The sequence below is a fragment of the Ruegeria sp. CDSA079 genome, assembly GCF_059612245.1.
Genome location: NZ_JBXWQF010000013.1, coordinates 29,668 through 54,629, shown reverse-complemented (window position 1 = coordinate 54,629; position 24,962 = coordinate 29,668). Strand labels below are relative to the sequence as shown.

Below are 24,962 nucleotides of genomic sequence, written 5' to 3'. Positions count from 1 at the left end.
GCCCGCTTGCCCGGCCCATTTGCAGGAGCGTGCGGATTGAGTTCCAACAACGACATAGACAATTTGATCGAACTGATGGCCAAGCTGCCCGGCCTCGGCCCCCGTTCGGCCCGTCGCGCCGTTCTGCATCTGATCCGCAAACGTGCCCTTCTGCTGACGCCCTTATCTGATGCCATGCAGCAGGTCGCCATTACCGCTCGTGAATGCCTGAATTGCGGTAACGTGGGCACCACCGACATCTGCGATATCTGCGACAATGAGGCCCGCGCGACCGGAGAGCTGTGCGTGGTCGAGGATGTTGCCGACCTTTGGGCGATGGAACGCGCGGCTGTTTTCAAAGGCCGCTACCACGTTCTTGGCGGCACATTGTCTGCGCTGGACGGGGTTGGCCCGAATGAATTGCGCATTCCCCGTCTCAGGGATCGGGTGACTTCCGAGGGGATCACCGAAATCATTCTGGCGCTGAATGCGACCGTCGACGGCCAGACCACCGCCCATTACATTGCCGATCAGTTGGAGGGGCAGGTACGCCTGACTTCGCTGGCGCAGGGTGTGCCGATTGGGGGTGAGTTGGATTATCTGGATGACGGGACGATAACGGCCGCGCTCAGGGCGCGGAAGGAACTGTAGCTCAAATTCCCAGTTCTCTTTTTCGCGCTGCCTGTGCGCTAGTCGGCGCCAGCGCAGCGCACGGCGCTCGCTCAAATATCGCGGTACCTACCTTGACAGCGGTATAGTTATTGGATGAGTTGCTTTCTGTTAATTTCACGGATTATCAAACACGATGAAACACTTAGCGTTGTTTGCAATTGTTGGTGCTTTCGCCTCGCCCATTGCCGCTGAAACTCTCTACTTATACGAAGACACCCACGATCTACCGCCGCCATACAAACAATGGCGGAGCGCAATTCCGGAAGACAAAAGATATGATGAACAAACAGACAGGCACGTCTATGTTCGCGGCGAAGGTAAGTACGGCGATTTTTTCGGCGTTCTATACGTTGATTGCATTAACCCTGAATACTCCGAATGGTTAGCTGTCGGAGGGTCGCTGAATTCAGAAGACGTTCCGAACCAGGCAATTGTTAACCTGAGAATTGAGATATGTTCCAGCGGCGAGGAGACCTGACACGGCCCCTTGGAAATTAATAGATTGTCTAACTTCTACGACAATTTACAATGACATAAATAGATTGTCTGATTTGTGGATGTGCTATGACCCGCCTTCTTGCCCTTACCTTCGCTGCCTTCACCACCACCTCTGCTCTCGCACAAGACCTCATCGACAAGGGCTTTGTCGAAGGCTGGAACATCATGATGGACCCCGCACTTGGCAACGGGTGCCTGATCCAGACGGTGTATCAGGATCTCTCGGTGGTGCGGCTGGGCTTTGACGCGTTGGGCAATCGCGGGTATTTCGCCGTATACAACAAGGCTTGGGGCGACATCAAACAAGGCGAGAGCTATCCGATCCGGTTTGAGCTGGACGGCAAAAGCTATGACGCGACTGCCATTGGGTTCAACCAACGAGACGTACCGGGCGCGACCGTGTTTTTCACCGATCGAAGCTTTGTGAACGCCATCGCACAGAACAAAACGATGACCGTTTATAACCCCGCAGGTGAAGTGGTAATGGCCATCGACCTCAAAGGGACCGCCAAAGCGCTGGATTATGCCCGCGATTGCCAGAACAAGAAGCTTTAACGAATCGGATCGAACAGCGCGTCCTTGGCGGTACAGTCGCGGATCACGTCGCCGCCACAGGGCACTGGACCAAGGTCGTGCGACAGGCACAGGCGGATCTCTTCGATATAGCCCTGCTTGCATGTGACGGTGATCATGTCCCGTTCCAAACCGGGATTGTCCTTCAGGAACGCCTCTTCGACCACTGTAGCGGGTAATGTGACGGATGAGTCCAGCTTGCGAAACACCTGCGGGCGCTTGACCGCGTCATAGGCGCGCCGGGACAGGGCGAAATAGTCGGGTGCAGACAGCCCGGAACAGGTGCCGTGTTTTTTCCACTGATGCCAGGCCAGACCCGCACTGCCCTGAATATCTTCCATTTCGCGTGTCATACGACGGGTCGGAGGCGCTTCGGGCGTTCTGCAATAGGACGGCCATCCCTGATGGAATTGTGGCCAAAGGCCATGCAGAATCCAGCCATGATCATGACGCGCATCGCACTGATCGGACCCACGCGCATCACCTTCGCGGGCGCACCAGTTGGGCGACCAGCTAAGTGACAGAACATAGTAATCGAATTCTCCGGCCTTTTCACCGTCGGCCAGCGCAGCAACCGCGCTGAAAATCCACAATACGACCCAGCGCATTCGCCTCTTCCCTTCTTGCCTTTGCGCGACTATATACGGCGCAAGTTCCCCGACAACGGAAACCTGCCTCAAGACCAAGGGGCCGCCGAATTCCGGCGACGGGACAGATGTATGTATAGGAGACGGGCTGATGGCAAAACCGCTTATGGCCAAGGCAACCGCCGTATGGCTGGTGGACAACACCACGATCAGCTTCAAGCAGATCGCGGATTTCGTAGGGATGCACGAATTGGAAGTGCAAGGCATCGCTGACGGCGATGTGGCTGCTGGCGTGAAGGGTTTTGACCCGATTGCCAACAACCAGCTGACCCAGGACGAGATCAACGCGGCGCAGAACAACCCGCTTCACAAGCTGAGGCTCAAGTTCAACCCGGCCGCTTCGGGCGAAGAAAAACGTCGTGGTCCGCGTTACACACCGCTGTCCAAGCGTCAGGACCGTCCGAACTCGATCCTGTGGCTGGTCAAGTTCCACCCGGAACTCAGCGATGGTCAGATTGCCAAGCTGGTGGGCACCACCAAACCCACCATCCAGTCCATCCGCGAGCGCACCCACTGGAACATCGCCAACATGCAACCGATCGACCCGGTCGCTCTGGGCTTGTGTAAACAGTCCGAGCTGGACGCCATCGTGCAGAAGGCAGCCGCCAAGAAAGCAGCTGAAGGCGGTGTGATGAGCGATGATGAACGTCGCAAACTGGTGTCGACCGAACAGTCGCTGGAAATGGACGCTGCGCCAAAAATCCCAACCGCGATTGAAGGGCTCGAAACGTTCTCACTGTCCGACGAACCTGAGGAAGAGAAAGAAGAAGCGATCATCGATGCTGACAGCTTCTTCAATCTGCCCAAAGGTGGGGCGGATGACGAAGACGAAGATGATCTTCGCCCATAACGCATAATCAGCCCCGGCCAAAACGGCTGGGGCTTTTTAACGGACTTGCCATGCTGAACGTTCTATCTGCTGTTTTTGGCCCACACCGTGCCGTCTCTGTTTATGCCTTTCTCAAAACCTGGGGTCTTGGTTTGGCTGGCGGCGTTGTCATGATCGTTATCGTTACGTTCCTGTTTCTGCTGGGTGACGAAGGGGAACACGCGCACGAAGCCTTCCTGACTGTGCCGGTTTTGTCTGCCACGGCGATAAACGGAGATCTTAAGAACGGCGTAATTGCCTCGGTTCGACTGCCGGATGGATCTGCCACGTCGATCACTTCGACCGAATCCCAAATTTCACAAACCGTGGGCACAACCGCTTGCATCGAGAAACGCGTGTATGTCGAAAGTGGCGAAGCCCGGTATCGGTTCAAACTGCCACGCTTGTGCGAAGACAGCTGATTGGTTGAACCCATCTAACAAAGCCGCCCGATGCTGACACCGGGCGGCTTTTGCGTTCATACCATCTGAAAGATGATGCCTGCGATAATCGCACCACCCACTCCGAGGCCAAGGTAGGTGGCAAACACGCGTGGTTTGACCAGCGACCAAACTGCGGCCATCGCCGGGATGGAGCTGACAGCACCAGCAACCATGAACGACATGGCGGCGCCTGCTGTCATTCCCTGCTCCATCAACCCCGCCAGCAGCGGCGGTGCCACGTAGGAGTTCAGATAAGCCGGCATTCCCACCAAGGCGGCAACAACGATGGGCAGCACACCATCTCCGCCAACCACGCCAGCGATCAGGTCGGCAGGCACATAGTTGACCAACAAGGCTTCAAGCACATACGCCAGAGCCAGCCATTTCAGCAGGAACAATCCGTTGTGTACGAACTCTGAACGGAACCGAACGCGTCGCTCGGGTTCTTGCCAGAATTTCCAGACCGGCTTGTCATCCATTTTCGGACCACAGCCGCAGCATCCGGCAGGTTTGTATTCGCGCAGAGGTTGGGCAAACGCGCCTTGGCGCATCAACAGTCGCACCATGAACCCGCCAAACAGGCCAAGGGCAACCGCCGCCACGGCTTTACCGATGGCAAAGGGCCATCCCAGCGCACCGGCGGTAATCAAGAGTGTCGGCGGGTCGATCAAGGGCGAGCTGAGCCAGAAAGCCATGACCGCCGACAACGGCGCGCCAAGCGCCAGAAGGCCTGCGATAAAGGGAATGACCTCGCAAGAACAGAACGGTGCGAGACCACCGAACAGCGCAGCCAGAAAGATCATCCGGGTCTCGCGCCCCTCAAAGGCGCGGGCCACCATCACTTCTGCTCCGGTCGCCTTGAGGTATGACAGCAGCAGCACGGCAAACAGGATGTATTGCCCGGTATGCGCCAAGGCCTTGACTGCGAAAGTCACCACCTCACGCAAGTTACCGGGGTCCAGGATTGCCACAGCCGCAAGAATTGCAACGATCAATGCCCAAGGCGTCTTGATCAGCTCCAGCACGCTCTTGGCGGTCACCTTGGGATTTTGTGTTAATTCAGCCATCGTTCGCAGCCTCTCCAACCGCGTCGGCGCAACATTCGCTGAGAATGAACTGCGCCAGGTTTCTCAATTCGTTGTAACAGGCCCGGTTGATCGTGGTGCGCCCGATCTTTTCCTGCTCAACAACACCACCGGCCGCAAGAAACCGCAGGTGATGCGCCAAGGTCGACGGGGCGATACCCGTCCGGTTTTGAATCTCGCCAACGGTCAAACCGGCGTCGCCAGCCCGTACCAGGGTCTTGAGGACTTTCAGTCGGGCTTCAGATCCCATGGCAGAAAATCCGGCAGCAGCAGCTTCCCACATGAGTCGCCTCCATTAAACTAGATTTATAGTTATTTAGGTTAAACCGATTTCCCGGTCAACCCACCAGGTGAAATTTCGTGACCGCAATGTAAGTCCAGATTGCCCCCACCTTAAGTCCACCCTATAAGCAGGCATGGGGATATCAGTCGATACATTCTTTCTTGAACTCAACGGTCAAGGCACGCTTCAGGCTCAGATCCAGCAGATGATCGCCGAAGGCATCCTGTCTGGTCGCTTTCACGTTGGGGAAAAGCTGCCATCGTCGCGCAAACTGGCCGCACATCTGGGTGTCAGCCGGATCACGGTGACGTTGGCCTATACCGAATTGCTGGCGAATGATTACCTGACTGCCAAGGGACGATCTGGATACTACGTTTCGCATAATGCGCCCGTCCCGCCCAAATACTCGCCCGTCCAGCGCGGCACAGAATCCGTAGACTGGGACAAGGCGCTAGCACGTCGCTTTCTGGACAGCTACGTTCTGCCGAAACCCAGCGACTGGCGCGAATACCGCTATCCGTTCATCTACGGTCAGGCAGACCGGACTTTGTTTGATCACGCCAACTGGCGCTTGTGCGCTGTGCGAGCTTTGGGACACAAGGACTTCGATTCGCTGACCGGTGATTACGTGGATCAGGATGACCCACTTCTGGTCGAGTTCATCGCCCGCCACACCCTACCCAGACGCGGCATTGCCGCCCGCCCCGAAGAAATTCTGATCACGCTGGGCGCGCAGAACGCGCTCTGGCTGGCATCGCGCATCTTGCTGACCCACAATCGTTCCGCCGTGATAGAAGACCCCTGTTATTACGCGCTACGGAGCTTGCTGAATCATTGGGACTGCGCGGTGACGCCCCTGAGTGTCGATCAAAACGGACTTCCACCCGAGACGATCCCCGACGACGCTGACGTCATCTTTACAACGCCCAGCCATCAAAGCCCGACGACCGCAACGATGTCGATCGAACGCCGGAACCAGTTGCTGGATCGAGCACGCGAACTGGACGCGATGGTTGTCGAGGATGACTACGAATTTGAAATGGCTTTTCGGGGTGCGCCTTCACCGGCGCTCAAATCCATGGATCGGGATGGGCGCGTGATCTACGTCGGCAGTTTTTCCAAGTCGCTGTTCCCCGGATTGCGGCTTGGATACATGGTCGGTTCCGAGCCCTTTATCCGCGAGGCACGTGCGCTTCGTTCATTGGTTCTGCGCCACCCACCTGGGCACATTCAGCGCACGGCCGCATACTTTCTGTCATTGGGCCACTACGACGCGCAGATCCGGCGCATGTCGAAGGCTTTACAAGAGCGGCGCGCTGCAATGAACTCAGCCATCGAAGAAAGCGGGCTGATCGTGGCCGGGCGCGGTGTGATTGGTGGTTCGTCAATGTGGATGTCGGCGCCGGAACATGTCGACACGACCCAACTTGCGTTGAGGCTGCAGAATCAGGGTGTTCATATTGAACCGGGCGCACCGTTTTTCTCTGGACCAGACAGACCCCGGAACTTTTATCGCCTCGGCTACTCCTCAATCTCGACCGACCGCATTGCACCAGGTGTGAATCTGATCGCGGACGCCATTCGGACCGCCTAGGCGATATCTGGACCTAATTCGGGTTTCGTTTTGGCCCTAACGCCAAGCGCACCCATACGCCAAAACCGTATCAAAACCCCGGGCACTTTGCCCGGTTTCACCCACTTGTTTGGAGAGCACTCACATGAAGATGACGACCGAAGAAGCCTTTGTTAAGGTTCTGCAGATGCACGGGATCGAACATGCGTTCGGTATCATTGGCTCGGCGATGATGCCGATCTCGGACCTCTTCCCGAAAGCTGGAATCATGTTCTGGGACTGCGCCCATGAAGGCAGCGCCGGCATGATGGCCGATGGCTACACCCGCGCCACCGGCAAGATGTCGATGATGATCGCGCAGAACGGCCCTGGTATCACCAACTTCGTGACCGCTGTCAAAACCGCCTACTGGAACCATACACCGTTGCTGTTGGTGACTCCGCAGGCGGCCAACAAGACCATCGGTCAGGGTGGTTTTCAGGAAGTCGAGCAGATGAAGCTGTTCGAAGACATGGTTGCCTATCAGGAAGAGGTCCGCGACCCGTCCCGCGTCTGCGAGGTTCTGAACCGCGTGATCATGCAGGCCAAACGCGCCAGCGCCCCGGCTCAGCTGAACATCCCGCGCGATATGTGGACTCAGGTGATCGACGTCGACCTGCCCGCCATCGTTGAATTCGAGCGCCCCTCGGGCGGCGAGGCCGCCGTTACCCAAGCCGCTGAATTGCTGTCGAACGCCAAGAACCCGGTCATCCTGAACGGTGCCGGTGTGGTTCTGTCCGAAGGCGGCATCGACGCCTCCAAGGCGCTGGCCGAGCGTCTGGACGCACCCGTCTGCGTTGGCTACCAGCACAACGACGCCTTCCCCGGCTCGCACCCGCTGTTTGCAGGTCCCCTGGGCTATAACGGTTCGAAAGCCGGAATGGAGCTGATCAGCGAAGCTGACGTGGTCCTGTGCCTCGGCACCCGTCTGAACCCGTTCTCGACCCTGCCGGGCTATGGCATCAACTACTGGCCTGCGGATGCGAAAATCATTCAGGTCGACATCAACCCCGACCGTATCGGCCTGACCAAGACAGTCAGCGTCGGCATCGTTGGCGACGCGGCCAAGGTGGCCAACGGCATCCTGAACCAGCTGAGCGGCACCGCAGGTGACGAAGGCCGTCAGGAGCGTAAAGACCGTATCGCGCAGAAGAAATCCGCCTGGGCTCAGGAACTGACCTCGATGACCCACGAGGATGACGATCCGGGCACCAGCTGGAACCAGCGCGCCCGCGACGCCAAGCCCGACTGGATGAGCCCGCGCATGGCATGGCGTGCCATTCAGGCTGCGCTGCCGAAAGAGGCGATCATCTCGTCCGATATCGGCAACAACTGCGCCATCGGCAACGCCTATCCGGCCTTTGAAGAGGGCCGCAAATACCTTGCCCCCGGCCTGTTCGGCCCCTGTGGTTACGGTCTGCCTGCCATCGTTGGTGCAAAAATCGGCCAGCCCGAAGTTCCGGTTGTCGGCTTTGCCGGTGATGGTGCCTTTGGTATCGCAGTGAACGAACTGACTGCGATCGGCCGCTCGGAATGGCCTGCCGTGACCCAGATCGTCTTCCGCAACTACCAGTGGGGTGCTGAAAAGCGGAACTCGACCCTGTGGTTCGACGATAACTTCGTCGGCACCGAGCTGGACACCCAGGTGTCTTATGCCGGTATCGCACAAGCCTGCGGTCTGAAAGGTGTTGTTGCCCGCACGCAGGACGAACTGACCGCAGCCCTGAACCAGGCGATCGAAGATCAGAAGAACGGCATCACCACCCTGATCGAGGCCCTGATCAACCAGGAACTGGGTGAACCCTTCCGCCGTGATGCGATGAAGAAGCCCGTCGCAGTCGCAGGCGTTTCGGCTGACGATATGCGCGAGCAAGCCGTATAATTACAGGACGAGGCCGGAGCGAATGACCCTGACACCTATTGAGCTGTTGCGGCAGAACGCTCCGGCCACCCGCCCTGTGATTTCACTATGCGAAGGCAGTGATCCCCGCGTTGTTGCGGGGGCGCTGGCCGCCCATCAGGCCGATCTGGCCGATGTTATTCTGGTCGGACCACAAGCCGAAGTCGAAGCTGCCCTGAAGGATCACGGTGCTGCTCCTTCACAGGGCGTTGCGGTGCATGACCCCGTGACCTCGGAACTGACCGAGGAGTTTGCCCAGACATTCTTTGAGTTGCGTCAACACAAGGGTGTTGATCAGGCCAAGGCCCGCGCGGCCGTTGAAACGACACCGGTCTATGCCGCCATGCTGGTGCGCAGCGGGCGCGCCACCGGAACGGTCGGCGGCGCGGTGCACACAACCGGCGATATTGTTCGCGCGGCCATTCAGGTCATCGGAATGGCCCCAGATGCCGGGATGGTGTCGTCCTTTTTCCTGATGTACCCGCCTGAGAACGCGCAATCCGGCGCACGGGCGATGCTGTATTCAGACTGCGGTTTGGTCATCAATCCGACTGCCTCTGAGTTGAGCAAAATCGCCATCGCCTCGGCTGCCTCGGCCAAAAGTCTTCTGCAGATCGACCCCAAGATCGCGATGCTGAGCTTTTCGACCAAAGGCAGCGCCAAGCACCCGGACGTGGACAAGGTGATCGAGGCCACGGAATCTTTGCGCCAGACCGCACCTGATCTGTCAGTCGACGGAGAACTGCAGTTTGACGCGGCTTTTGTTCCCTCGGTCGGCGAACGCAAATCTCCCAGATCATCCGTTGCCGGTCAGGCCAACGTGATGATCTTCCCAAATCTTGATGCGGGCAACATCGGCTACAAGATCACCCAGAGGCTGGGCGGATACTCCGCAATTGGCCCGGTGCTTCAAGGGCTGGCACAGCCGGCCAATGACCTGTCGCGCGGCTGCAGCGCCGAAGATGTAACCCAAATGATCGCCGTGACTGCACTGCAAGCCGGCAGTACATAATTCACTTATTCACACCGTTTTTCCGAACAGTGTTCTCATATCGGGAAGAAACTGACACATTCCTCCCGAAACAACCGACAGGACCCGCCAATGACCCATCAGCAGCCGATCCTTGATACGTCTCCGAAAGTCTCGGACGAGGTTCGCAATACCACGTGCTATATGTGCGCCTGCCGCTGTGGCATCAACGTGCATATGAAAGATGGCAAGGTTGCCTATATCGAAGGCAACCGCGATCACCCGGTCAACAAAGGTGTCCTTTGCGCCAAAGGATCCGCCGGGATCATGCAGGTCAACGCTCCGTCACGCCTGCGCGCGCCGCTGAAACGCGTTGGCCCGCGCGGCTCGGGGGAGTTTGAGGAAATCAGCTGGGATGAAGCGCTGGAGCTTGCCGTCAGCTGGCTGAAGCCGATCCGTGAAGACAACCCAGAAAAGCTGGCCTTTTTCACTGGGCGCGACCAAAGTCAAAGCTTCACCAGCTTCTGGGCGCAAAACTTCGGTACCTGTAACTATGCTGCGCATGGCGGCTTTTGTTCCGTCAATATGGCAGCGGGCGGCATCTATACGATGGGCGGCGCGTTCTGGGAGTTCGGCCAGCCCGATTGGGACCACACCAAGCTGTTCATGCTGTTCGGCGTGGCCGAAGACCACGACTCCAACCCGATCAAGATGGGCATCGGCAAGATCAAGGCGCGTGGCGCGCGTGTGATCGGCGTCAACCCGATCCGCTCGGGCTATAACGCCGTGGCCGATGACTGGGTCGGCATTACGCCGGGCACTGATGGGCTGTTCATCCTGTCGATGATCCACGTGCTGATGAAGGCGGGCAAGATCGATCTCGACTACCTCAGCCGCTACACCAACGCACCGGTTCTGATCGACGCCTCCGAAGGTCCGACCAAGGGCTTGTTCTTGCGGGACAAAGACGGCAAACCACTGGTCATAGATCGCGCCACCGGTGAATTGACTGCCTTCGACAAGCCCGGTGTTCGCCCGGACTTGTCGGCCACTTACGAAAAAGGCGGCGTCACCCACCGCCCGGTCTTCCACCTGATGGCCGAACGGTACCTGAGCGACGAATACGCGCCCGAAAACATTGCCGAACAGTGCGGCATCCCCGCCCAGCGCATTCGTGCCATCGCGGGTGAGCTGGCGCGCGTGGCCTTTGACGAAGCATTCGAGCTGGACCGTGAATGGACCGATTTCCGCGGAGAAAAACACAGCAAAATGATCGGCCGCCCCGTGGCGATGCATTCGATGCGCGGTGTCTCGGCCCATGCCAACGGCTTCCAGACCTGCCGCGCGCTGCACGTTCTGCAAATCCTGCTGGGCACAGTCGAGGTTCCGGGCGGCTTCCGCTTCAAGCCGCCCTACCCCAAACCGGTCGAGGCCCACCCAACCCCGCACTGCAAGGTGACCCCAAATTCACCGCTGGACGGCCCGCATCTGGGCTTTGTACAGGGCCCCGAACATCTTGCGCTGAAAGAAGACGGCAGCCCCGCACGAATCGACAAGGCGTTTACCTGGGAAAACCCGATGTCCAGCCATGGGCTGATGCATATGGTGATCTCTAACGCCCATGCAGGCGATCCCTACAAGATCGATACGCTTTTCATGTACATGGCCAACATGTCCTGGAACTCGACCATGAACACCAAGGGTGTCATGGAGATGCTGACGGATAAGGATGAGAACGGCGATTACGTGATCCCGCGCATCATCTATTCAGATGCCTATTCCTCGGAAATGGTCGCCTATGCCGACCTGATCCTACCGGATACCACCTATCTGGAACGTCACGATTGCATCTCGCTGCTCGACCGCCCGATCTGCGAAGCAGACGCCGCCGCGGACGCGATCCGCTGGCCAGTGATTGAGCCCGATCGTGAAGTGCGCGGATTTCAGTCCGTGCTGATCGATCTGGCGAACCGAATGGGACTGCCGGGCTTCACCAACGAGGACGGCAGCGCCAAATGGGTCGACTATGCCGATTACATCGTTAACCACGAACGCAAGCCGGGCATCGGCCCCCTTGCCGGATTCCGGGGCGAGAATGGCGACAAGAAGGGCCGGGGCGAAGTCAATCCCGACCAGTTGAACCGCTATATTGAAAACGGCGGCTTCTACGTGGCCCATATCCCCGAAGGTGCGGATTACTACAAACCGTGGAACACCGCTTACCAAGACTGGGCGGTTGGCATGGGCATCTACGACAGCCCGCAACCCTACTTGTTCCAACTCTATTCCGAGCCGATGCGTAAGTTTCAGCTGGCCGCCGAAGGCCATGGCGAACGCCAACCGCCCGAACATCTGCGCGCGCGCATCAAAGAAACAATGGACCCGATGCCGATCTGGTACGAAACCGACCAGACCGGCAATGAAGGCTTCACTGTGAACGCCCTGACACAGCGCCCTATGGCGATGTATCACAGCTGGGGCACCCAGAACGCATGGCTGCGTCAACTGCACGGGCGCAACCCGCTTTATGTGCCGACAAAACTGATGCGTGAACATGGATTGCAAGATGGTGACTGGGCCAAGGTGACCTCGCCCCACGGTGAAATCACGGTGCCTGTCATGGAAATGGCTGCACTGAACGACAACACCGTATGGACCTGGAACGCCATCGGTAAACGCAAAGGTGCCTGGGCCCTTAAAGAAGATGCACCCGAGGCCACAAAAGGCTTTCTTCTCAACCACCTGATACACGAGCTTCTGCCCGCCAAAGGCGACGGCCTGCGATGGGCAAACTCTGACCCGATCACGGGCCAGGCCGCGTGGTTCGACCTTAAGGTCAAGATCGAGAAAGCCGCGCCTCCTTCGGATGCGGAAAGTCAGCCCGAGTTCCCTGCGATCAAGTCCCCGGTTGGGACTGGGCCACAGGACCTGGCATGGAAGGTGGGCAAATGACCCGGATCCGCACTTCATCTGGCCAAAAATATCTCGGGGGTGAATTGAGCCAAAGGCTCAAGAGGGGGCTGGCCCCCTCCCCCGCATTGCAAGCAGAGGTTCAATGACATGACCCAGCTACCTCAATCCACCGAGCGCAAGATGGGTCTGGTCATCGACCTGGACACCTGCGTAGGCTGCCACGCCTGCGTGATCTCGTGCAAAGGCTGGAGCACTGAAAACTACGGCGCGCCCCTTTCAGATCAGGACGCTTACGGCGGTAACCCGTCGGGCACGTTCCTGAACCGGGTGCATTCCTACGAAGTGCAGCCCGCCGAAGGTCATGCTCAGCTGATCCACTTCCCCAAATCCTGCCTGCATTGTGAAGACGCGCCCTGCGTCACCGTCTGCCCGACCGGCGCCAGCTATAAACGTGTGGAAGATGGCATCGTTCTGGTTAACGAAAGCGACTGCATCGGTTGCGGCCTCTGTGCTTGGTCGTGCCCTTATGGCGCGCGCGAACTGGATCAGGCCGAAGGCGTCATGAAAAAATGTACGCTCTGCGTTGACCGAATCTATAACGAAAACCTGCCAGAGGTGGATCGTGTCCCCTCGTGTGTACGCACCTGCCCCGCAGGTGCCCGGCACTTTGGCGATCTGGGCGATCCTGACAGCGATGTCAGCAAGCTGGTTGCAGATCGGGGCGGTGTGGATCTGATGCCCGAAATGGGCACCAAACCTGTCAACAAATACCTGCCGCCGCGCCCCAAGGACACTGTGGAGGACCAGATCGACATTTTGGCCCCCCTTCTGGCACCTGTTGCTGAAGAACCCAAGGGCTTCCTCAGCTGGCTCGACAAGACGTTGGAGAAACTCTGATGCATCCCGCACCCTCAGTCATTATCTTCACCACTTTGTCCGGGCTGGGTTTTGGCCTGTTGGTCTTTCTTGGCCTTGGGTTTCCGGCTGTCTCGGGCTGGATGGCCTTTGCCTTCTTTGCCATCGCCTACGCGTTGGCAGTCGGCGGGCTGATGGCGTCCACGTTCCACCTGGGGCACCCGGAGCGCGCCTGGAAAGCCTTTATCCAATGGAAGACCAGCTGGCTCAGCCGCGAAGGCTGGTGCGCTGTTCTGGCGCTGATCATCATGGGGCTCTACGCGATTGGTCTGGTGTTTCTGGATCAGAATTGGAGCCTGCTGGGCTGGATAGGCGCGCTGTTCTCGCTGGCAACCGTGTTCACCACATCAATGATCTACACGCAGCTCAAAACCATCCCGCGCTGGAACATGAACCTGACCCCGGCGATGTTCCTTAGCTTCAGCTTGGCGGGTGGTGCATTGCTGGCCGGTCAAACTAGCGTTGCTATTCCGCTGCTGTTGATCGCGGCGCTTGTCCAGATGCTGTATTGGCGTAAAGGGGATCAGGCGTTTGCCTCCTCTGGAACCGATCTGGGCACCGCAACCGGGCTTGGCGTGCGCGGGTCTGTCCGCGCCTTTGAACCACCGCATACCGGCACCAACTATCTGCTGCGGGAATTTGTTCACGTGGTCGGTCGCAAACACGCAGAGAAACTGCGTGTCCTCTCGTTTGTTCTGGCCTTTGTGCTGCCGGTTATACTGCTGGTTTTACCATTCAATCACCTCTTCGCATTGCTGGCCGTGGCCTCGCATCTGGCGGGCGTGGCAACGTCGCGCTGGTTGTTCTTTGCACAGGCTGAACATGTCGTTGGGCTTTACTACGGTAAACGCTGAGGGGGCTCTGCCCCCGCCGCGGCAAGCCGCGACTCCCCCGAGATATTTTTAGCCAGATGAGGTCTGGATCCGAAATGAAAAGGGCGGCGCTCAGGATTTGAGGCCGCCCTTTGTTGTATTCTGAAAAACGTGTCAGATCAGGTCAGCATGGGCCATTGCAGCCTCAATTGCGGCCTTAGTGCTGTCCTCAAGCTCGGTCAACGGTGAACGGACCTCGGTGCCGCAGAGGTCCAGTTTGCTGAGCGCGTATTTGGCGCCGACAAGACCCGGTTCGATGAAGATGGCTTCGTGCAGCGGCATCAACTTGTCCTGATAGTCCAGCGCTTTTGCATAGTCTCCGGCCAGTGTGGCCTGTTGAAACTCGGCGCAGAGCTTGGGAGCGACGTTTGCAGTGACCGAGATACAGCCAACACCGCCATGGGCATTGAAACCAAGCGCGGTCGCGTCTTCACCGGACAGCTGGCAGAAATCTGCGCCACAGGTCGCGCGTTGCTGGCTGACGCGGGCCAGATCACCCGTTGCATCTTTGACACCAACAATGCGCGGCAGCTTTGACAGCTCACCCATAGTGGCCGGTGTCATGTCGACAACGGACCGTCCGGGGATGTTGTAGATGATGATCGGAATATCCGCAGCTTCGTGCAGGGCCTGGAAATGGGCAATCAGGCCGTTTTGGGTCGGCTTGTTGTAATAGGGGGTAACGACCAGCGCTGCGTCCGCGCCGACCTTTTGGGCGAACTGCACGAACCGAATAGCTTCGACCGTATTGTTCGAACCGGCACCGGCGATGACCGGCACGCGGCCTGCGGCAGTTTTCACGACCTGTTCGATCACCGTTTCATGCTCGTCATGGCTGAGCGTGGGGCTTTCGCCTGTGGTACCCACCGGCACCAGCCCGGTCGAGCCTTCTGCAATCTGCCAATCCACAAGATGTTTGAGCGTCTTCAGGTCCAACTCGCCGTTGTTGAACGGGGTGACGAGGGCTGGCATTGAGCCTTTGAACATGACACGCTCCTTTAAGGTGCATTTTGCGGTTTTTGCGCCTCGGTCCCTCACGTTTCCAGCTTTGTGAGTTGATCCCGGCGACGCAGGGTTTATCTTCACAGGCTCTATCCTCGGTTGGTTGGGAAATGCAAGGGATGACACGCTTTCTGGCATTGTTGATTGCCGCGATTCTGTACTCAGTAACGGCACCGCAGCTTGCGCGGGCGGATGCCGCAGGTGATTTGCGTGCCGGGCTTTATGAAATGCGTAAGGGCGACTGGAACGCCGCACTGCGCGTATCTGGCCAACGCGGATCTGTATCGCGCGATATCATCGTTTGGCACTGGCTGCGCGAAGGGTTCGGCAGCTCGGGCGATGTACTGGTGTTTCTCGAACGCCGCCCCGACTGGCCCGGTCTGGCATGGTTGCGCCGCAAAAGCGAGCCGGCCTTTACCGGCGCCGATCCTGACAGGGTTCTGAAATTCTATGCCGAAATGCCCCCTCAGACTGCTGAAGGGGCGTTGAATTATGCAATCGCTCTGAAAGCAAAGGGACGTATCGGAGACGCCGAAGCGGATATCGTCACCGCGTGGCGGACCATGCCGATGGGTTCAGGGTTGCAGAAGACGTATCTGGAAAACTTCGCAAAGCTGTTGAAACCGCATCACGCGGCACGGCTGGACCGGATGCTATGGGATGGTCATCTGGTCAGCGCCGGACAGATGTTGTCTCTGGTCAGTGCAGACCAGCGCAAGCTGGCCGAGGCACGGATCGCGTTACAGAAACGCCAGCCCGGCGTGGACGGCAAAGTGGCGGCAGTTCCGAAATCCTTGGCGGATGCGCCCGGGCTTGCCTTTGACCGTTTTGTCTGGCGGGACAAGAAGGAACTGGATGACAGCGCCGTTGACCTGATGCTGGCACGATCGACCGGCCCGGATGCCTTGGGCGAACCTGACAAATGGGCCGAAGGACGCCGTCGCCTGGCACGGCTTGAGATGCGATCGGGACGATCGGCACGGGCTTACGACGTGGCCGCCAATCACCACATGACACCCGAAATGGGCTATGGCTATGCAGATTTGGAGTGGCTGGCGGGGTTTCTGGCATTGCGCAAGCTGAATGATCCGGCCACGGCTGTGCGACATTTCCAGAGTTTCTCTGACGCGGTCAAATCGCCAATCTCAAAAGGGCGTGGCGGTTACTGGCTTGGGCGGGCTTATGCAGCGATGGGCGACGCAGACAAAGCTTACGACGCCTATGCTAAGGGGGCCGACTATCAAACCTCATTCTACGGCTTGTTGGCTGCGGAACGGATTGGGAGGCCGTTTGATGCAGAGCTGGCCAATCCGCGGCGCGCACCGCATTGGCGACAGGCAGAGTTCGCCGATTCCAGCGTTCTGGAAGCGGGGCTGTTGCTGCTGAAAGCCGGAGAGGCCAACCTGTCCGAGAGGTTCTTGACCCATCTGGTCGAAAGTCTTGATCAGGTGCAAGCCAATCAACTTGGTGATCTGGTCATCGAGTTGAAACAACCGCATCTGGCCGTGATGATCGCCAAGCGGGCGGCAACTACGGGCACCGTGTTGCCCGCAGCTTATTACCCGGTGCATCCGGTGGCCGATATTCGTTTGCCGATGGCAAAGGAAATGACGCTGGCCATTGCGCGACGTGAAAGCGAGTTTGATCCGGTGGTTGTCAGCGGTGCGGGTGCGCGTGGTCTGATGCAGGTGATGCCCGCGACGGCCAAGCTGGTAGCGGGTGAGCTGGGCCTCCTTAGTGGTCACCAGACAGGACGATTGACCACGGATTGGCAGTACAACGCCAAACTGGGGGCCAATTACCTTTCAGGATTGGCGGCCGATTTCAACGGGAACGTGGTAATGATGGCCGCCGGGTATAACGCAGGACCAAGGCGCCCGATCTCGTGGATGCAGCGTTTTGGCGACCCCCGCGCGGGTGAGATTGATATCGTCGACTGGATCGAGACGATTCCGTTCACTGAAACCCGCAACTACGTGATGCGCGTGACCGAAAGCCTGCCAGTCTACCGGGCCCGCTTGGGGCAGCCCCCGCTTCCGATCCCGTTCTCACAAGAACTGGTCGGATCATCGCTGGCGGCGTTCGCGCCATAGGGTGAACAACCCTGCGGCCACAACAATCGCTGCGCCCGCAACAACTTCTGGGCGCAGCGTTTCCCCAAAGACCGAGATCCCCAGAATCGCACTCCAGACCAGATGGAAATAGGCAAAGGGCTGCACCGCGCTGGCCTCAGCCATCTCGTAACATTTGATCAGCAACCAGTGCCCGGAAACTCCGCTGACACAAAGCAGCCCCATCCACAGCCAATCGTCGGAAGCCATCGGCTCCCAGAACCACATACCGACTAGGGTAATTGCGACTGCGCCTGCGACGCCAGTCCAGAAAAAGCTGGTGGCTGCGCTGTCCTCATGGGCGACATAACGTGTCAACAAAGCGTAGATCGCAAACATCAGAGCCGAAATCAGGGGAATGATCGCCCATGGATCAAAAACGCCGACACCCGGCTGTAAGATGATCAGAACGCCGATGCAGCCCACCGCGATCGCGCTCCACCGCCGCCATCCGACCTGTTCACCCAGAACGGGCCCGCTGAGTGCTGCGACAAGCAGCGGATAGCAGATGAAGATGGCCATACTATCGATCAACCCAAGTATGGTGAAGCTAAAGACCGCGACGCAAATCTCGGCGGCCAGCAGCACACCCCGGGTGATCTGCAGACCCAACTGATTTGTCTGCATGGCCGCCCTCAACCCGCCCGGCGAGCGCGCGGCCAGTGCGATGACAAACGCGGCAAAAAACCAATAACGGATCATAACCACCATGTAGGTGTTGTAGGTCCCGGCCAAGTGACGAGAGAGTCCGTCCTGCAACGCAAAGACAATTGTTGCGCCCACCATCAATGTGATGCCCGCGCCTACATGGTTTTTCTGTGTCATGCTTTGTGCGCCCGTGTCATATGCCGCTTACGGCCATAACCGGGCGTACGGGTAACGTTGAAACCGGCATCCTCCAGCCCCCGCCGCACAAAGCCTGCGGCCGTATAGGTGGCTGCCGTACCCCCTGTGACGGTGTGGATTGCCACCTCCTGCATCAGGTCTGCGCCCCACAATTCAGGGTTCTTGGCAGGCGAAAACCCGTCGAGGAACCAAGCATCCGCCGCCGCAGCCCAATTCGGTAGGGTCGCGCGCGCATCTCCGATGATCACCTCAAACTGGAGGGTTTCAAGCTTACATTCGCGGCCCGTCCAATGCGACAGAAAACGGCTGCTCCAGGGATGCAATTCGGGGAAGGCTGCAAGCGCATGCCGCATGTCTTCCGCAGCCATGGGAAATGCTTCGAAACTGGTAAACCGCAAGGGTCCGGTTTGGCCTGATTTTTCCCATTCAGACCAAACGGTCAGCATATTCAGGCCGGTGCCAAAACCCAGTTCGGCAATGTGAAATCCGGGCGTGAAGCGCGCGGGTAAATCGTTGCCCGCCAGAAACACATGGCGTGTCTCTTCCAGCCCGTTCTGCAACGAATAATAGGGATCGTCGAAACGATCCGAGACCGGTATCTGATCCTCGGTCCACGTCAATTTGGCACGCTGGTCTGCCATCTGGGAATCCTGTAGCTAAACGGCGCGACACTGAACAAGGAATAGGAAATTGGCAATGGTCGACGTGACGGTTCGCGGTGCAGGAGTTTTTGGCCTGTCCATTGCCTGGGCCTGTGCCCGGCGCGGCGCAAAAGTGCAGGTTATCGATCCGTTCGGGCCGGGAACCGGCTCCAGCGGCGGTCTGGTCGGCGCGTTGGCCCCGCATGTCCCTGAAAACTGGAACGCCAAGAAAGCCTTTCAGTTCGAAAGCCTGATCATGGCCGAGTCTTTCTGGCGGCAGGTCGAAGAAACCGGCGGCGTTTCCCCCGGCTATGGTTGTCTGGGTCGCCTTCAGCCCATCGCGGATACCCGCAGCCTGGACCTGGCGCGCCAGCGTGAGGGCACGGCGGATGAACTTTGGCAGGGGTTGGCCGAATGGCGCGTGATCAGCGCCGCGCAGGCTGGTGCATGGTGCCCGCCCAGCCCCACCGGATTTGTCATCCGGGATACTCTGACGGCGCGGATGCATCCCCGACGAGCCTGCGCCGCGCTTGTTGCGGCCCTTGAAGTTATGGGCATCCACGTGATCAGCGAAGCCGATGACCTAGGGCAGGTTGTCCACGCCACGGGCCTGGCGGGTCTACAGGAACTGAATGACGTGTACGGAAAGACCGTTGGAAGCGGCGTCAAAGGGCAAGCCGCCCTGCTGCGCTTCGATGCCGGCGAGGTTCCACAGCTCTTTGCCGACGCGATACACATCGTACCCCATGCGGACGGGACACTGGCAATCGGGTCAACCTCGGAACGGGAGTATGACGACCCGACCAGCACGGACAGCGCCCTGGACGATGTGATCGACCGCGCCACACGCGCCCTGCCTCTGTTGCATGGGGCCGAGGTAATGGAACGCTGGGCAGGTGCCCGCCCGCGCAGCAAAAGCCGCGCGCCAATGTTGGGGGCGCATCCATTGCATCAAGGGCAGTTCATCGCAAATGGCGGGTTCAAGATCGGGTTTGGCATGGCACCCAAAATAGCCGAGGTTATGGCTGAGCTGATGCTGGAAGGCCGGGATTCTATTCCCGATGATTTCCGACCCGACGCTTCACTGTGACGTGGCAACAGCTTGCATACACTGTCGACCATCGGGACCACGTACCCACATGTTCTCTCCGTTGCGGCACAACTGGGCGGTCTCGAAGTGCATAAGCGGTGAGGTGGCACGGAAATAGAAAGACGTAAGCGGACCGTTCAGATCAACCGCAAACAGCATGAGAAGTTGCGCCAATAGTGGTCCATGCACGACCAGCCCGTCATATCCTTCCACATCCCGCGCATAGTCCAGATCATAGTGGATGCGATGACCGTTGAAGGTCAGTGCCGAGTATCGAAACAACAGAGTTGAATCGAACCTAACCTCGCGCAGATCCGTTTCATCCCCCCGCGCGACCGGTGGCTGCGAACTTGTTGCGTCCGGCACGGGATCCTCACGATAGACCAGGTCCTGCCATTCGGTCAGGCACAGCTGCCCCTCCTGCCAGATCTCGTGTCGCAAGGTGACAAAACCCAACGGGCCGGACCGCCCCACTTTGGAGTTTTGACTCTCCAGAACCGATTTCTTGTCCGCGTCGATTCCCGCGACCAAAGGCACATGAAACTCCAACCGCCCTCCGGCCCACATTCTGCGCGGCAATCCCATATCCGGGATCAGACCACCAACCTTGGGATGCCCATCCCGCCCCAACGCGGCAGGCGGTTGCGGTGACCAGAAATAGAGCTGATGGAAGAAGGGCGGCAAGGCTGAACCACCGGCAATCGTCGGCTCGGAACCCAGCGCAGCTTGAAATGCAGCGGCGCGGGCGGGGTCCATGATATCCGTCTGACGCTCTTCTTTCATACTTTTGGCCCTGTTTCAGAAACCGGCCTCGGCCCGAAGTTTCTGCATCAGTTTATGCAATGACTTTTCATACCGGTCAGAGACCAGTTTGCCGTGTTCGTCGAACTCGTTCGAGGTGTCTGCCAGATGAATTTCAGGCCCCTGCAGAATGCGCGGCTGAAAGGGCACCATAAACGCGCGCAGGATCATCTGCGCCCGCTCACCCCCTGCGCGACCTGCTGCCGCCGACATAACCGCCACCGGTTTGTCGGCCCAAGGATTGCCCTGAGTCCGGCTGACCCAGTCCAGCGCGTTCTTCAGAACACCCGACGGTCCCTTATTGTATTCCGGCGTCGAGATAACAACCGCATCAGCCTGGGCGATTTGATCTGCCAGAGACTGTACCGCTGCCGGAATCCCCTCGCCCTCTTCCAGATCTCCGTCATAAAGCGGCAAGTTCAGGTCTGCTTCGACAAAGTGGGCCGGATCAAACAAGCGGGCCGCTTCACGCAAAAGCTTGCGGTTGGTCGCCTCCTGACGAAGGGATCCGGACAGGCCAACGAGGGTGGGTTGAGGCATCTGGTACAACTCCGTTTCTGTGTTTTCGGGAACCTAGCCTGAGTTTGACCTGTTCCAAACCCCATTTGACGCGCAGTCAATGCGTAAACGGGGCCGCCGATGGCGACCCCGTGCATCAAACTTAATCTGCGTTACGTGTTTCCGCTGGGTACGACAACGATCTCGACCCGACGGTTCTGCGCCTTGCCCTCTGGTGTCAGGTTCGAGGCGACGGGATTGTTTTCGCCCTGACCAATTGTTGTGATGCGATTATAGCTGACACCATTGGCCTGCAGGACATCCGCAACTGCATTGGCGCGACGCTGAGACAAGCCCAGATTATAGGTCGCGTCCCCGTCGCTGTCCGTGTGACCAATGATCTGCACGTTCGAGTTCGGGTAATTGACTAGGTTCTGACCCACTTTCACCAAATCGGATCGCAGCGCTGGGCGCACGGTCGAGCTGTCGGTGTCAAAGGTAATATCATTGGGGACCGTTACAATCAGACGATCGCCCGCATTCACGATGGTGATCCCGTCATTTGCCAATTGCTGACGCAGCTCAGCCGCCTGTTTGTCCAATTGGTTGCCGATCAGGCCACCACCGGCTGCGCCAATTGCAGCCCCCGCCAGCGCCCCAAGGCCGGGATTCGAGTTGTTAGCGATCGCCCCGACGCCAGCTCCAACAAGACCGCCCAAAACGGCACCCTGTTTAGCGTTCTGGTTCGGGTCGCCCTGCACCGACAACGTGCCCGGATCCGTGCAAGCCGACAAAACAAGGGCTGAACTCAGCCCCGTGGCCAGAATAAACTTGGAAATCGTCATAATATCACCTTCTGCTCCGACACCCGTTTGTCGGGTGAGTTTGGTTTTTCTCTGTATATCACGGCCAAGGCGCTGGGGCTCAAGCAACAATCGGGTGAGATCGGCAATTAGCCGCCAATCCCGACGCGATTTCCTCAGAACTCCACCCGAGCACGGAATTTCATCGAAACGCCGCCTTCTGGGTGTTTCAGACGCAGTTCTTCCGAATGCAGCATCAACCTGGGGAAATCCGCCGCCGCACCGGTTGCGTAAAATGGGTCGCCCAGAATCGGATGACCCAACGCCTGCATGTGAACGCGCAATTGATGGGACCGGCCTGTCTTGGGAAACAGGCGCACGCGCGTTGTGTCGCCTTCATATTTCACAAAACGCCAATCGGTGATCGCGGGCTTTCCTGTGTCGTGGCAGACCATTTGTCTGGGCCGGTTGGGCCAGTCCACAATCAAAGGTAGGTCAACTGTGCCGGTCTTGGGTTCCAGCCGCCCCCAGACACAAGCAATGTAGGTTTTGCGCGTCTGCCGCTGTTCGAACTGCATACTCAGGTTTCGCTGTGCATGGGGCGTTTGGGCAAAAACCATGACACCGGATGTATCCCGGTCCAGCCGGTGCACCAGCAGTGCCTGAGGAAACGCCGCCTGCACCCGTGTCAGAAGACAATCCGCCAGATGCGGGCCACGCCCTGGCACCGAAAGCAGGCCAGACGGTTTGTTCACCACAATCAACTGGGCGTCTTCATGCAACACATCCAGCGGGGTTCTAGGGGGATCATAGGTCTCGCTCATGCGGGTCTGCCTATCGCAGCTCGCTCCCTCCCGCAACGTCGCCCTTGCCTGTGGCGCGATGTTCAGAGACCTTCCGCACAGGAGGAGACGACATGCACCCGACCATAGACCGAATGCGAGAGGTTGTCGCTAAAGGCGATGAAGCCCTGATCCACGCGCTGCTGGCCGAGGATGTCCGGTTCCTGCCGCCAACCTACTACAGCACCTGGACAGGTCGCACGCCGGTGGCAGCCGTTCTGGGACATGTCGGGCAGGTCTTCTCGGACTTCCGCTATCGCCGCATCATGGGCGAAGGAAAAGACTGGGCGCTGGAATTCCAGTGCAAGGTCGGCGATCTTGACGGGATCGGCGTGGACCTGATCACGCTGAACGACGACGGCTTGATCCAAACCTTCGAAGTCGCCATGCGGCCCTATAAAACGGTCGGCGCCTTGCGAGAGGCGATGATGGCGCGCGTGATGACCGATGCGCGGTTTCTCAAATTCAAAGATGCTTTAAGCTGACCATGCGCGGCTTGATTGCAGCCGATCAGGTCCTGCGCATTCCCTTGCTGCCGGTTCTGGCGGCACAGGGCCTTGCAGTGCGCCGAAACGCTCAGATGTTGCCCGAACCGACGGGTCCGCGAACAGGCCGATCCGGCCGCGGCCCGCGCCTGCGGCTGCTCATCTGCGGCGACAGTTCGGCTGCGGGGGTTGGGGCCGGAACCCAAGCGCAGGCTCTGTCCGGGCACTTGGTTGACCAGCTGGCCAAGCATTACTCGGTTGAGTGGCGATTGGAAGCGACCACGGGGCATACGACACAGGACACGCTCGATCGCTTGAAAGGCATGCAAGGCGAATTCGACGCGGTTGTCACGGCTTTGGGCGTCAATGATGTGACCCGTGCCGTAACATCCCGGCAGTTTGCACAGCGCCAAACACAGCTCATCACTGCTCTTTCCAAAGATCTGAAAGCACGGCGCATTGTCGTCACCGGCGTTCCACAGATGAACAGGTTCCCAGCTTTACCTTATCCATTGGCGTGGGTCCTTGGCCGTCAGGCTGCCAGGCTGGATCAGGCGCTGCAACAGGTTGTGTTTGCCCTCCCCCATGTCAGGCATCTGAAACTCGATCTGCCGGACGACCCTGCCCTTGCTGCCCCAGACGGCTATCATCCCAGCCCACGCGCCTACGCCCTTTGGGCGGAAGCCGCAGCGCAGCTGTTGCGTCAGGCCTAAGCCCGCGCCTGCCGGATCATCGGGATCGAGTAGACAATCAAAGCCGCCCAGATCAGAGGGAAGGCGATCATCCGGCCGGTGTCGATCTTTTCGCCAAACAAAGTGATTGCCGTAATGAAAATCATGGTCGGCGCAATGTATTGCAGGATACCCATTGTGGACAGCCGCACCAGTTTGGCACCGTTCGCATAGACCAGCAGCGGCACAGCCGTCACAACACCGGCACAGGACAGCAATAGGGTATCTGACATCCCCACACCGAAGTGCCCCGTGCCCTGCACACCCAGAAAGGTGACATAGACGAGGGCTGGGATCAAAAGGATCAGGACCTCAAGCAGAAAGCCCTGATTGGGTCCAATTGGCAGCGAACGTTTGAAAAACGCATAGAACCCCCAACTGACCATCAGTCCAAGAGCCGCCCAAGGCAACCGGCCGGCCTCCACCACAAGTACCACCACACCTAGTGCGGCTAACCCGACCGCGAACAGTTGCGTCCGCGTCAGGGGCTCCCTTAACAAGATCGCCCCCAGCGCGATACTGAACAGAGGGTTGATGTAATATCCCAGCGCTGCATCCAGTGCGTGACCCGTGGAGATGGCCCAGACGTAAATCGCCCAGTTCACGGATATAAGCGCAGCTGTCACAGCAGCCATGCCCAGCATTTTCGGATTGCCCAAAGCGGCCTTCAGATCTCGGGTCCGGCCCAATACGACCAGCAAAAGCCCGGCCACGGGCACTGACCAGATAATACGATGCGCCACAACCTCGATCGGTCCCAAATGATCCAGCGCTTTCATGTATAGTGGCAGAAAGCCCCACAGGACATAGGCTGTGACAGCCAGCGCAAGACCTTTCGGCGTGTCCGTGCTCTGAGATGGTAAAGGCGTGTCGGCCACGTCA

Annotated in this window: 26 protein-coding genes; 15 read left to right on the top strand and 11 right to left on the bottom strand. The window is 58.6% G+C overall.

What is annotated here, in order from left to right:
- Positions 1-36 precede the first annotated feature (36 nt).
- The 3 genes from recR (at position 37) to AC2FJZ_RS14585 (ending at position 1,704) form a co-directional block, all read left to right on the top strand.
- Entirely contained in the window at positions 37-630 is a 594-nt protein-coding gene (gene recR / locus AC2FJZ_RS14595; protein ID WP_496778471.1) for a recombination mediator RecR, read from the top strand.
- Positions 631-784: 154 nt separating this feature from the next.
- Complete coding sequence (locus AC2FJZ_RS14590) at positions 785-1,129, top strand: hypothetical protein (protein WP_496778469.1); 345 nt, start codon at positions 785-787, stop codon at positions 1,127-1,129.
- Positions 1,130-1,215: 86 nt separating this feature from the next.
- Complete coding sequence (locus AC2FJZ_RS14585; protein WP_496778467.1) at positions 1,216-1,704, top strand: hypothetical protein; 489 nt, start codon at positions 1,216-1,218, stop codon at positions 1,702-1,704.
- Here the strand turns inward: AC2FJZ_RS14585 and AC2FJZ_RS14580 are convergent.
- Positions 1,701-2,330 carry a ribonuclease T2 family protein gene (locus AC2FJZ_RS14580; protein ID WP_496778465.1) on the bottom strand — a complete coding sequence of 210 codons (630 nt, stop codon included), beginning with the start codon at positions 2,328-2,330 and terminating at the stop codon, positions 1,701-1,703. The two genes, AC2FJZ_RS14585 and AC2FJZ_RS14580, sit on opposite strands and share 4 nt — an antisense overlap.
- Before the next feature lie 130 nt (positions 2,331-2,460).
- Here AC2FJZ_RS14580 and AC2FJZ_RS14575 point away from each other — a divergent pair, with 130 nt between their 5' ends.
- Both AC2FJZ_RS14575 and AC2FJZ_RS14570 read left to right on the top strand, forming a co-directional pair.
- Positions 2,461-3,219 carry a DUF1013 domain-containing protein gene (locus AC2FJZ_RS14575; protein ID WP_050604980.1) on the top strand — a complete coding sequence of 253 codons (759 nt, stop codon included), beginning with the start codon at positions 2,461-2,463 and terminating at the stop codon, positions 3,217-3,219.
- 50 nt (positions 3,220-3,269) lie between these two features.
- On the top strand, positions 3,270-3,659 hold the full coding sequence (locus tag AC2FJZ_RS14570; protein WP_496778463.1) for a hypothetical protein: 390 nt from the start codon (positions 3,270-3,272) through the stop codon (positions 3,657-3,659).
- Between the two features lie 56 nt (positions 3,660-3,715).
- Here the strand turns inward: AC2FJZ_RS14570 and AC2FJZ_RS14565 are convergent, their stop codons facing one another.
- Complete coding sequence (locus AC2FJZ_RS14565; RefSeq protein ID WP_496778461.1) at positions 3,716-4,747, bottom strand: permease; 1,032 nt, start codon at positions 4,745-4,747, stop codon at positions 3,716-3,718.
- Positions 4,740-5,048 (bottom strand): ArsR/SmtB family transcription factor, encoded by a 309-nt coding sequence (locus AC2FJZ_RS14560; protein WP_050604977.1) that lies wholly within the window; start codon positions 5,046-5,048, stop codon positions 4,740-4,742. The genes AC2FJZ_RS14565 and AC2FJZ_RS14560 overlap by 8 nt, the downstream gene beginning before the upstream one ends.
- A gap of 133 nt (positions 5,049-5,181) precedes the next feature.
- Between AC2FJZ_RS14560 and pdxR the strand changes: the two genes are divergently transcribed.
- The 6 genes from pdxR to AC2FJZ_RS14530 all read left to right on the top strand — a co-directional run bounded on the left by pdxR (position 5,182) and on the right by AC2FJZ_RS14530 (position 14,212).
- Positions 5,182-6,642: a MocR-like pyridoxine biosynthesis transcription factor PdxR gene (gene pdxR / locus AC2FJZ_RS14555; RefSeq protein WP_496670024.1), complete on the top strand. Its 1,461-nt coding sequence runs from the start codon at positions 5,182-5,184 to the stop codon at positions 6,640-6,642.
- Positions 6,643-6,766: 124 nt separating this feature from the next.
- Entirely contained in the window at positions 6,767-8,542 is a 1,776-nt protein-coding gene (gene xsc, locus AC2FJZ_RS14550; RefSeq protein ID WP_496670025.1) for a sulfoacetaldehyde acetyltransferase, read from the top strand.
- A gap of 22 nt (positions 8,543-8,564) precedes the next feature.
- On the top strand, positions 8,565-9,572 hold the full coding sequence (gene pta / locus AC2FJZ_RS14545; protein ID WP_496670026.1) for a phosphate acetyltransferase: 1,008 nt from the start codon (positions 8,565-8,567) through the stop codon (positions 9,570-9,572).
- 90 nt (positions 9,573-9,662) lie between these two features.
- Entirely contained in the window at positions 9,663-12,482 is a 2,820-nt protein-coding gene (locus AC2FJZ_RS14540; protein WP_496778458.1) for a molybdopterin oxidoreductase family protein, read from the top strand.
- A 108-nt stretch (positions 12,483-12,590) separates the two neighbouring features.
- Entirely contained in the window at positions 12,591-13,340 is a 750-nt protein-coding gene (locus AC2FJZ_RS14535; RefSeq protein ID WP_496778456.1) for a 4Fe-4S dicluster domain-containing protein, read from the top strand.
- Entirely contained in the window at positions 13,340-14,212 is an 873-nt protein-coding gene (locus tag AC2FJZ_RS14530; protein WP_496778455.1) for a dimethyl sulfoxide reductase anchor subunit family protein, read from the top strand. The genes AC2FJZ_RS14535 and AC2FJZ_RS14530 overlap by 1 nt, the downstream gene beginning before the upstream one ends.
- Positions 14,213-14,344: 132 nt before the next feature.
- Here the strand turns inward: AC2FJZ_RS14530 and dapA are convergent, their stop codons facing one another.
- Entirely contained in the window at positions 14,345-15,217 is an 873-nt protein-coding gene (gene dapA, locus AC2FJZ_RS14525; protein WP_496778453.1) for a 4-hydroxy-tetrahydrodipicolinate synthase, read from the bottom strand.
- 134 nt (positions 15,218-15,351) lie between these two features.
- On the opposite strand from dapA, the gene AC2FJZ_RS14520 reads away from it, so the two are divergent.
- Complete coding sequence (locus AC2FJZ_RS14520) at positions 15,352-17,325, top strand: lytic transglycosylase domain-containing protein (protein WP_496778451.1); 1,974 nt, start codon at positions 15,352-15,354, stop codon at positions 17,323-17,325.
- On the opposite strand, the gene AC2FJZ_RS14515 is transcribed toward AC2FJZ_RS14520, so the two are convergent.
- Together AC2FJZ_RS14515 and mnmC2 are read right to left on the bottom strand one after the other, a co-directional pair.
- Positions 17,299-18,168, bottom strand: coding sequence for a DMT family transporter (locus AC2FJZ_RS14515; RefSeq protein ID WP_496778449.1), 870 nt, complete (start codon positions 18,166-18,168; stop codon positions 17,299-17,301). The genes AC2FJZ_RS14520 and AC2FJZ_RS14515 overlap by 27 nt on opposite strands.
- Complete coding sequence (gene mnmC2, locus AC2FJZ_RS14510; protein WP_496778447.1) at positions 18,165-18,830, bottom strand: tRNA (5-methylaminomethyl-2-thiouridine)(34)-methyltransferase MnmC2; 666 nt, start codon at positions 18,828-18,830, stop codon at positions 18,165-18,167. The genes AC2FJZ_RS14515 and mnmC2 overlap by 4 nt, the downstream gene beginning before the upstream one ends.
- Before the next feature lie 55 nt (positions 18,831-18,885).
- Between mnmC2 and AC2FJZ_RS14505 the strand changes: the two genes are divergently transcribed.
- Positions 18,886-19,920 (top strand): NAD(P)/FAD-dependent oxidoreductase, encoded by a 1,035-nt coding sequence (locus AC2FJZ_RS14505; RefSeq protein WP_496778445.1) that lies wholly within the window; start codon positions 18,886-18,888, stop codon positions 19,918-19,920.
- On the opposite strand, the gene AC2FJZ_RS14500 is transcribed toward AC2FJZ_RS14505, so the two are convergent.
- The 4 genes from AC2FJZ_RS14500 to AC2FJZ_RS14485 all read right to left on the bottom strand — a co-directional run bounded on the left by AC2FJZ_RS14500 (position 19,912) and on the right by AC2FJZ_RS14485 (position 22,846).
- The gene (locus AC2FJZ_RS14500) at positions 19,912-20,703 is read right to left on the bottom strand and encodes an HTD2 family dehydratase (RefSeq protein ID WP_496778443.1); all 792 of its coding nucleotides are present in this window, start codon (positions 20,701-20,703) and stop codon (positions 19,912-19,914) included. The genes AC2FJZ_RS14505 and AC2FJZ_RS14500 overlap by 9 nt on opposite strands.
- Positions 20,704-20,718: 15 nt before the next feature.
- Complete coding sequence (locus AC2FJZ_RS14495; protein WP_496778441.1) at positions 20,719-21,261, bottom strand: NADPH-dependent FMN reductase; 543 nt, start codon at positions 21,259-21,261, stop codon at positions 20,719-20,721.
- Positions 21,262-21,392: 131 nt separating this feature from the next.
- Positions 21,393-22,064 (bottom strand): YiaD family glycine zipper/OmpA-like lipoprotein, encoded by a 672-nt coding sequence (locus AC2FJZ_RS14490; protein ID WP_496670036.1) that lies wholly within the window; start codon positions 22,062-22,064, stop codon positions 21,393-21,395.
- A 134-nt stretch (positions 22,065-22,198) separates the two neighbouring features.
- Positions 22,199-22,846, bottom strand: a complete 648-nt coding sequence (locus tag AC2FJZ_RS14485) for an RluA family pseudouridine synthase (RefSeq protein WP_496778439.1) — start codon at positions 22,844-22,846, stop codon at positions 22,199-22,201.
- Between the two features lie 92 nt (positions 22,847-22,938).
- On the opposite strand from AC2FJZ_RS14485, the gene AC2FJZ_RS14480 reads away from it, so the two are divergent.
- Together AC2FJZ_RS14480 and AC2FJZ_RS14475 are read left to right on the top strand one after the other, a co-directional pair.
- Positions 22,939-23,349 (top strand): nuclear transport factor 2 family protein, encoded by a 411-nt coding sequence (locus tag AC2FJZ_RS14480; protein WP_496778437.1) that lies wholly within the window; start codon positions 22,939-22,941, stop codon positions 23,347-23,349.
- A 2-nt stretch (positions 23,350-23,351) separates the two neighbouring features.
- Complete coding sequence (locus AC2FJZ_RS14475; protein WP_496778435.1) at positions 23,352-24,062, top strand: SGNH/GDSL hydrolase family protein; 711 nt, start codon at positions 23,352-23,354, stop codon at positions 24,060-24,062.
- Here AC2FJZ_RS14475 and rarD read toward each other — a convergent pair.
- Complete coding sequence (rarD, locus tag AC2FJZ_RS14470; RefSeq protein WP_496778433.1) at positions 24,059-24,958, bottom strand: EamA family transporter RarD; 900 nt, start codon at positions 24,956-24,958, stop codon at positions 24,059-24,061. The two genes, AC2FJZ_RS14475 and rarD, sit on opposite strands and share 4 nt — an antisense overlap.
- Between the last annotated feature and the right edge of the window lie 4 nt (positions 24,959-24,962).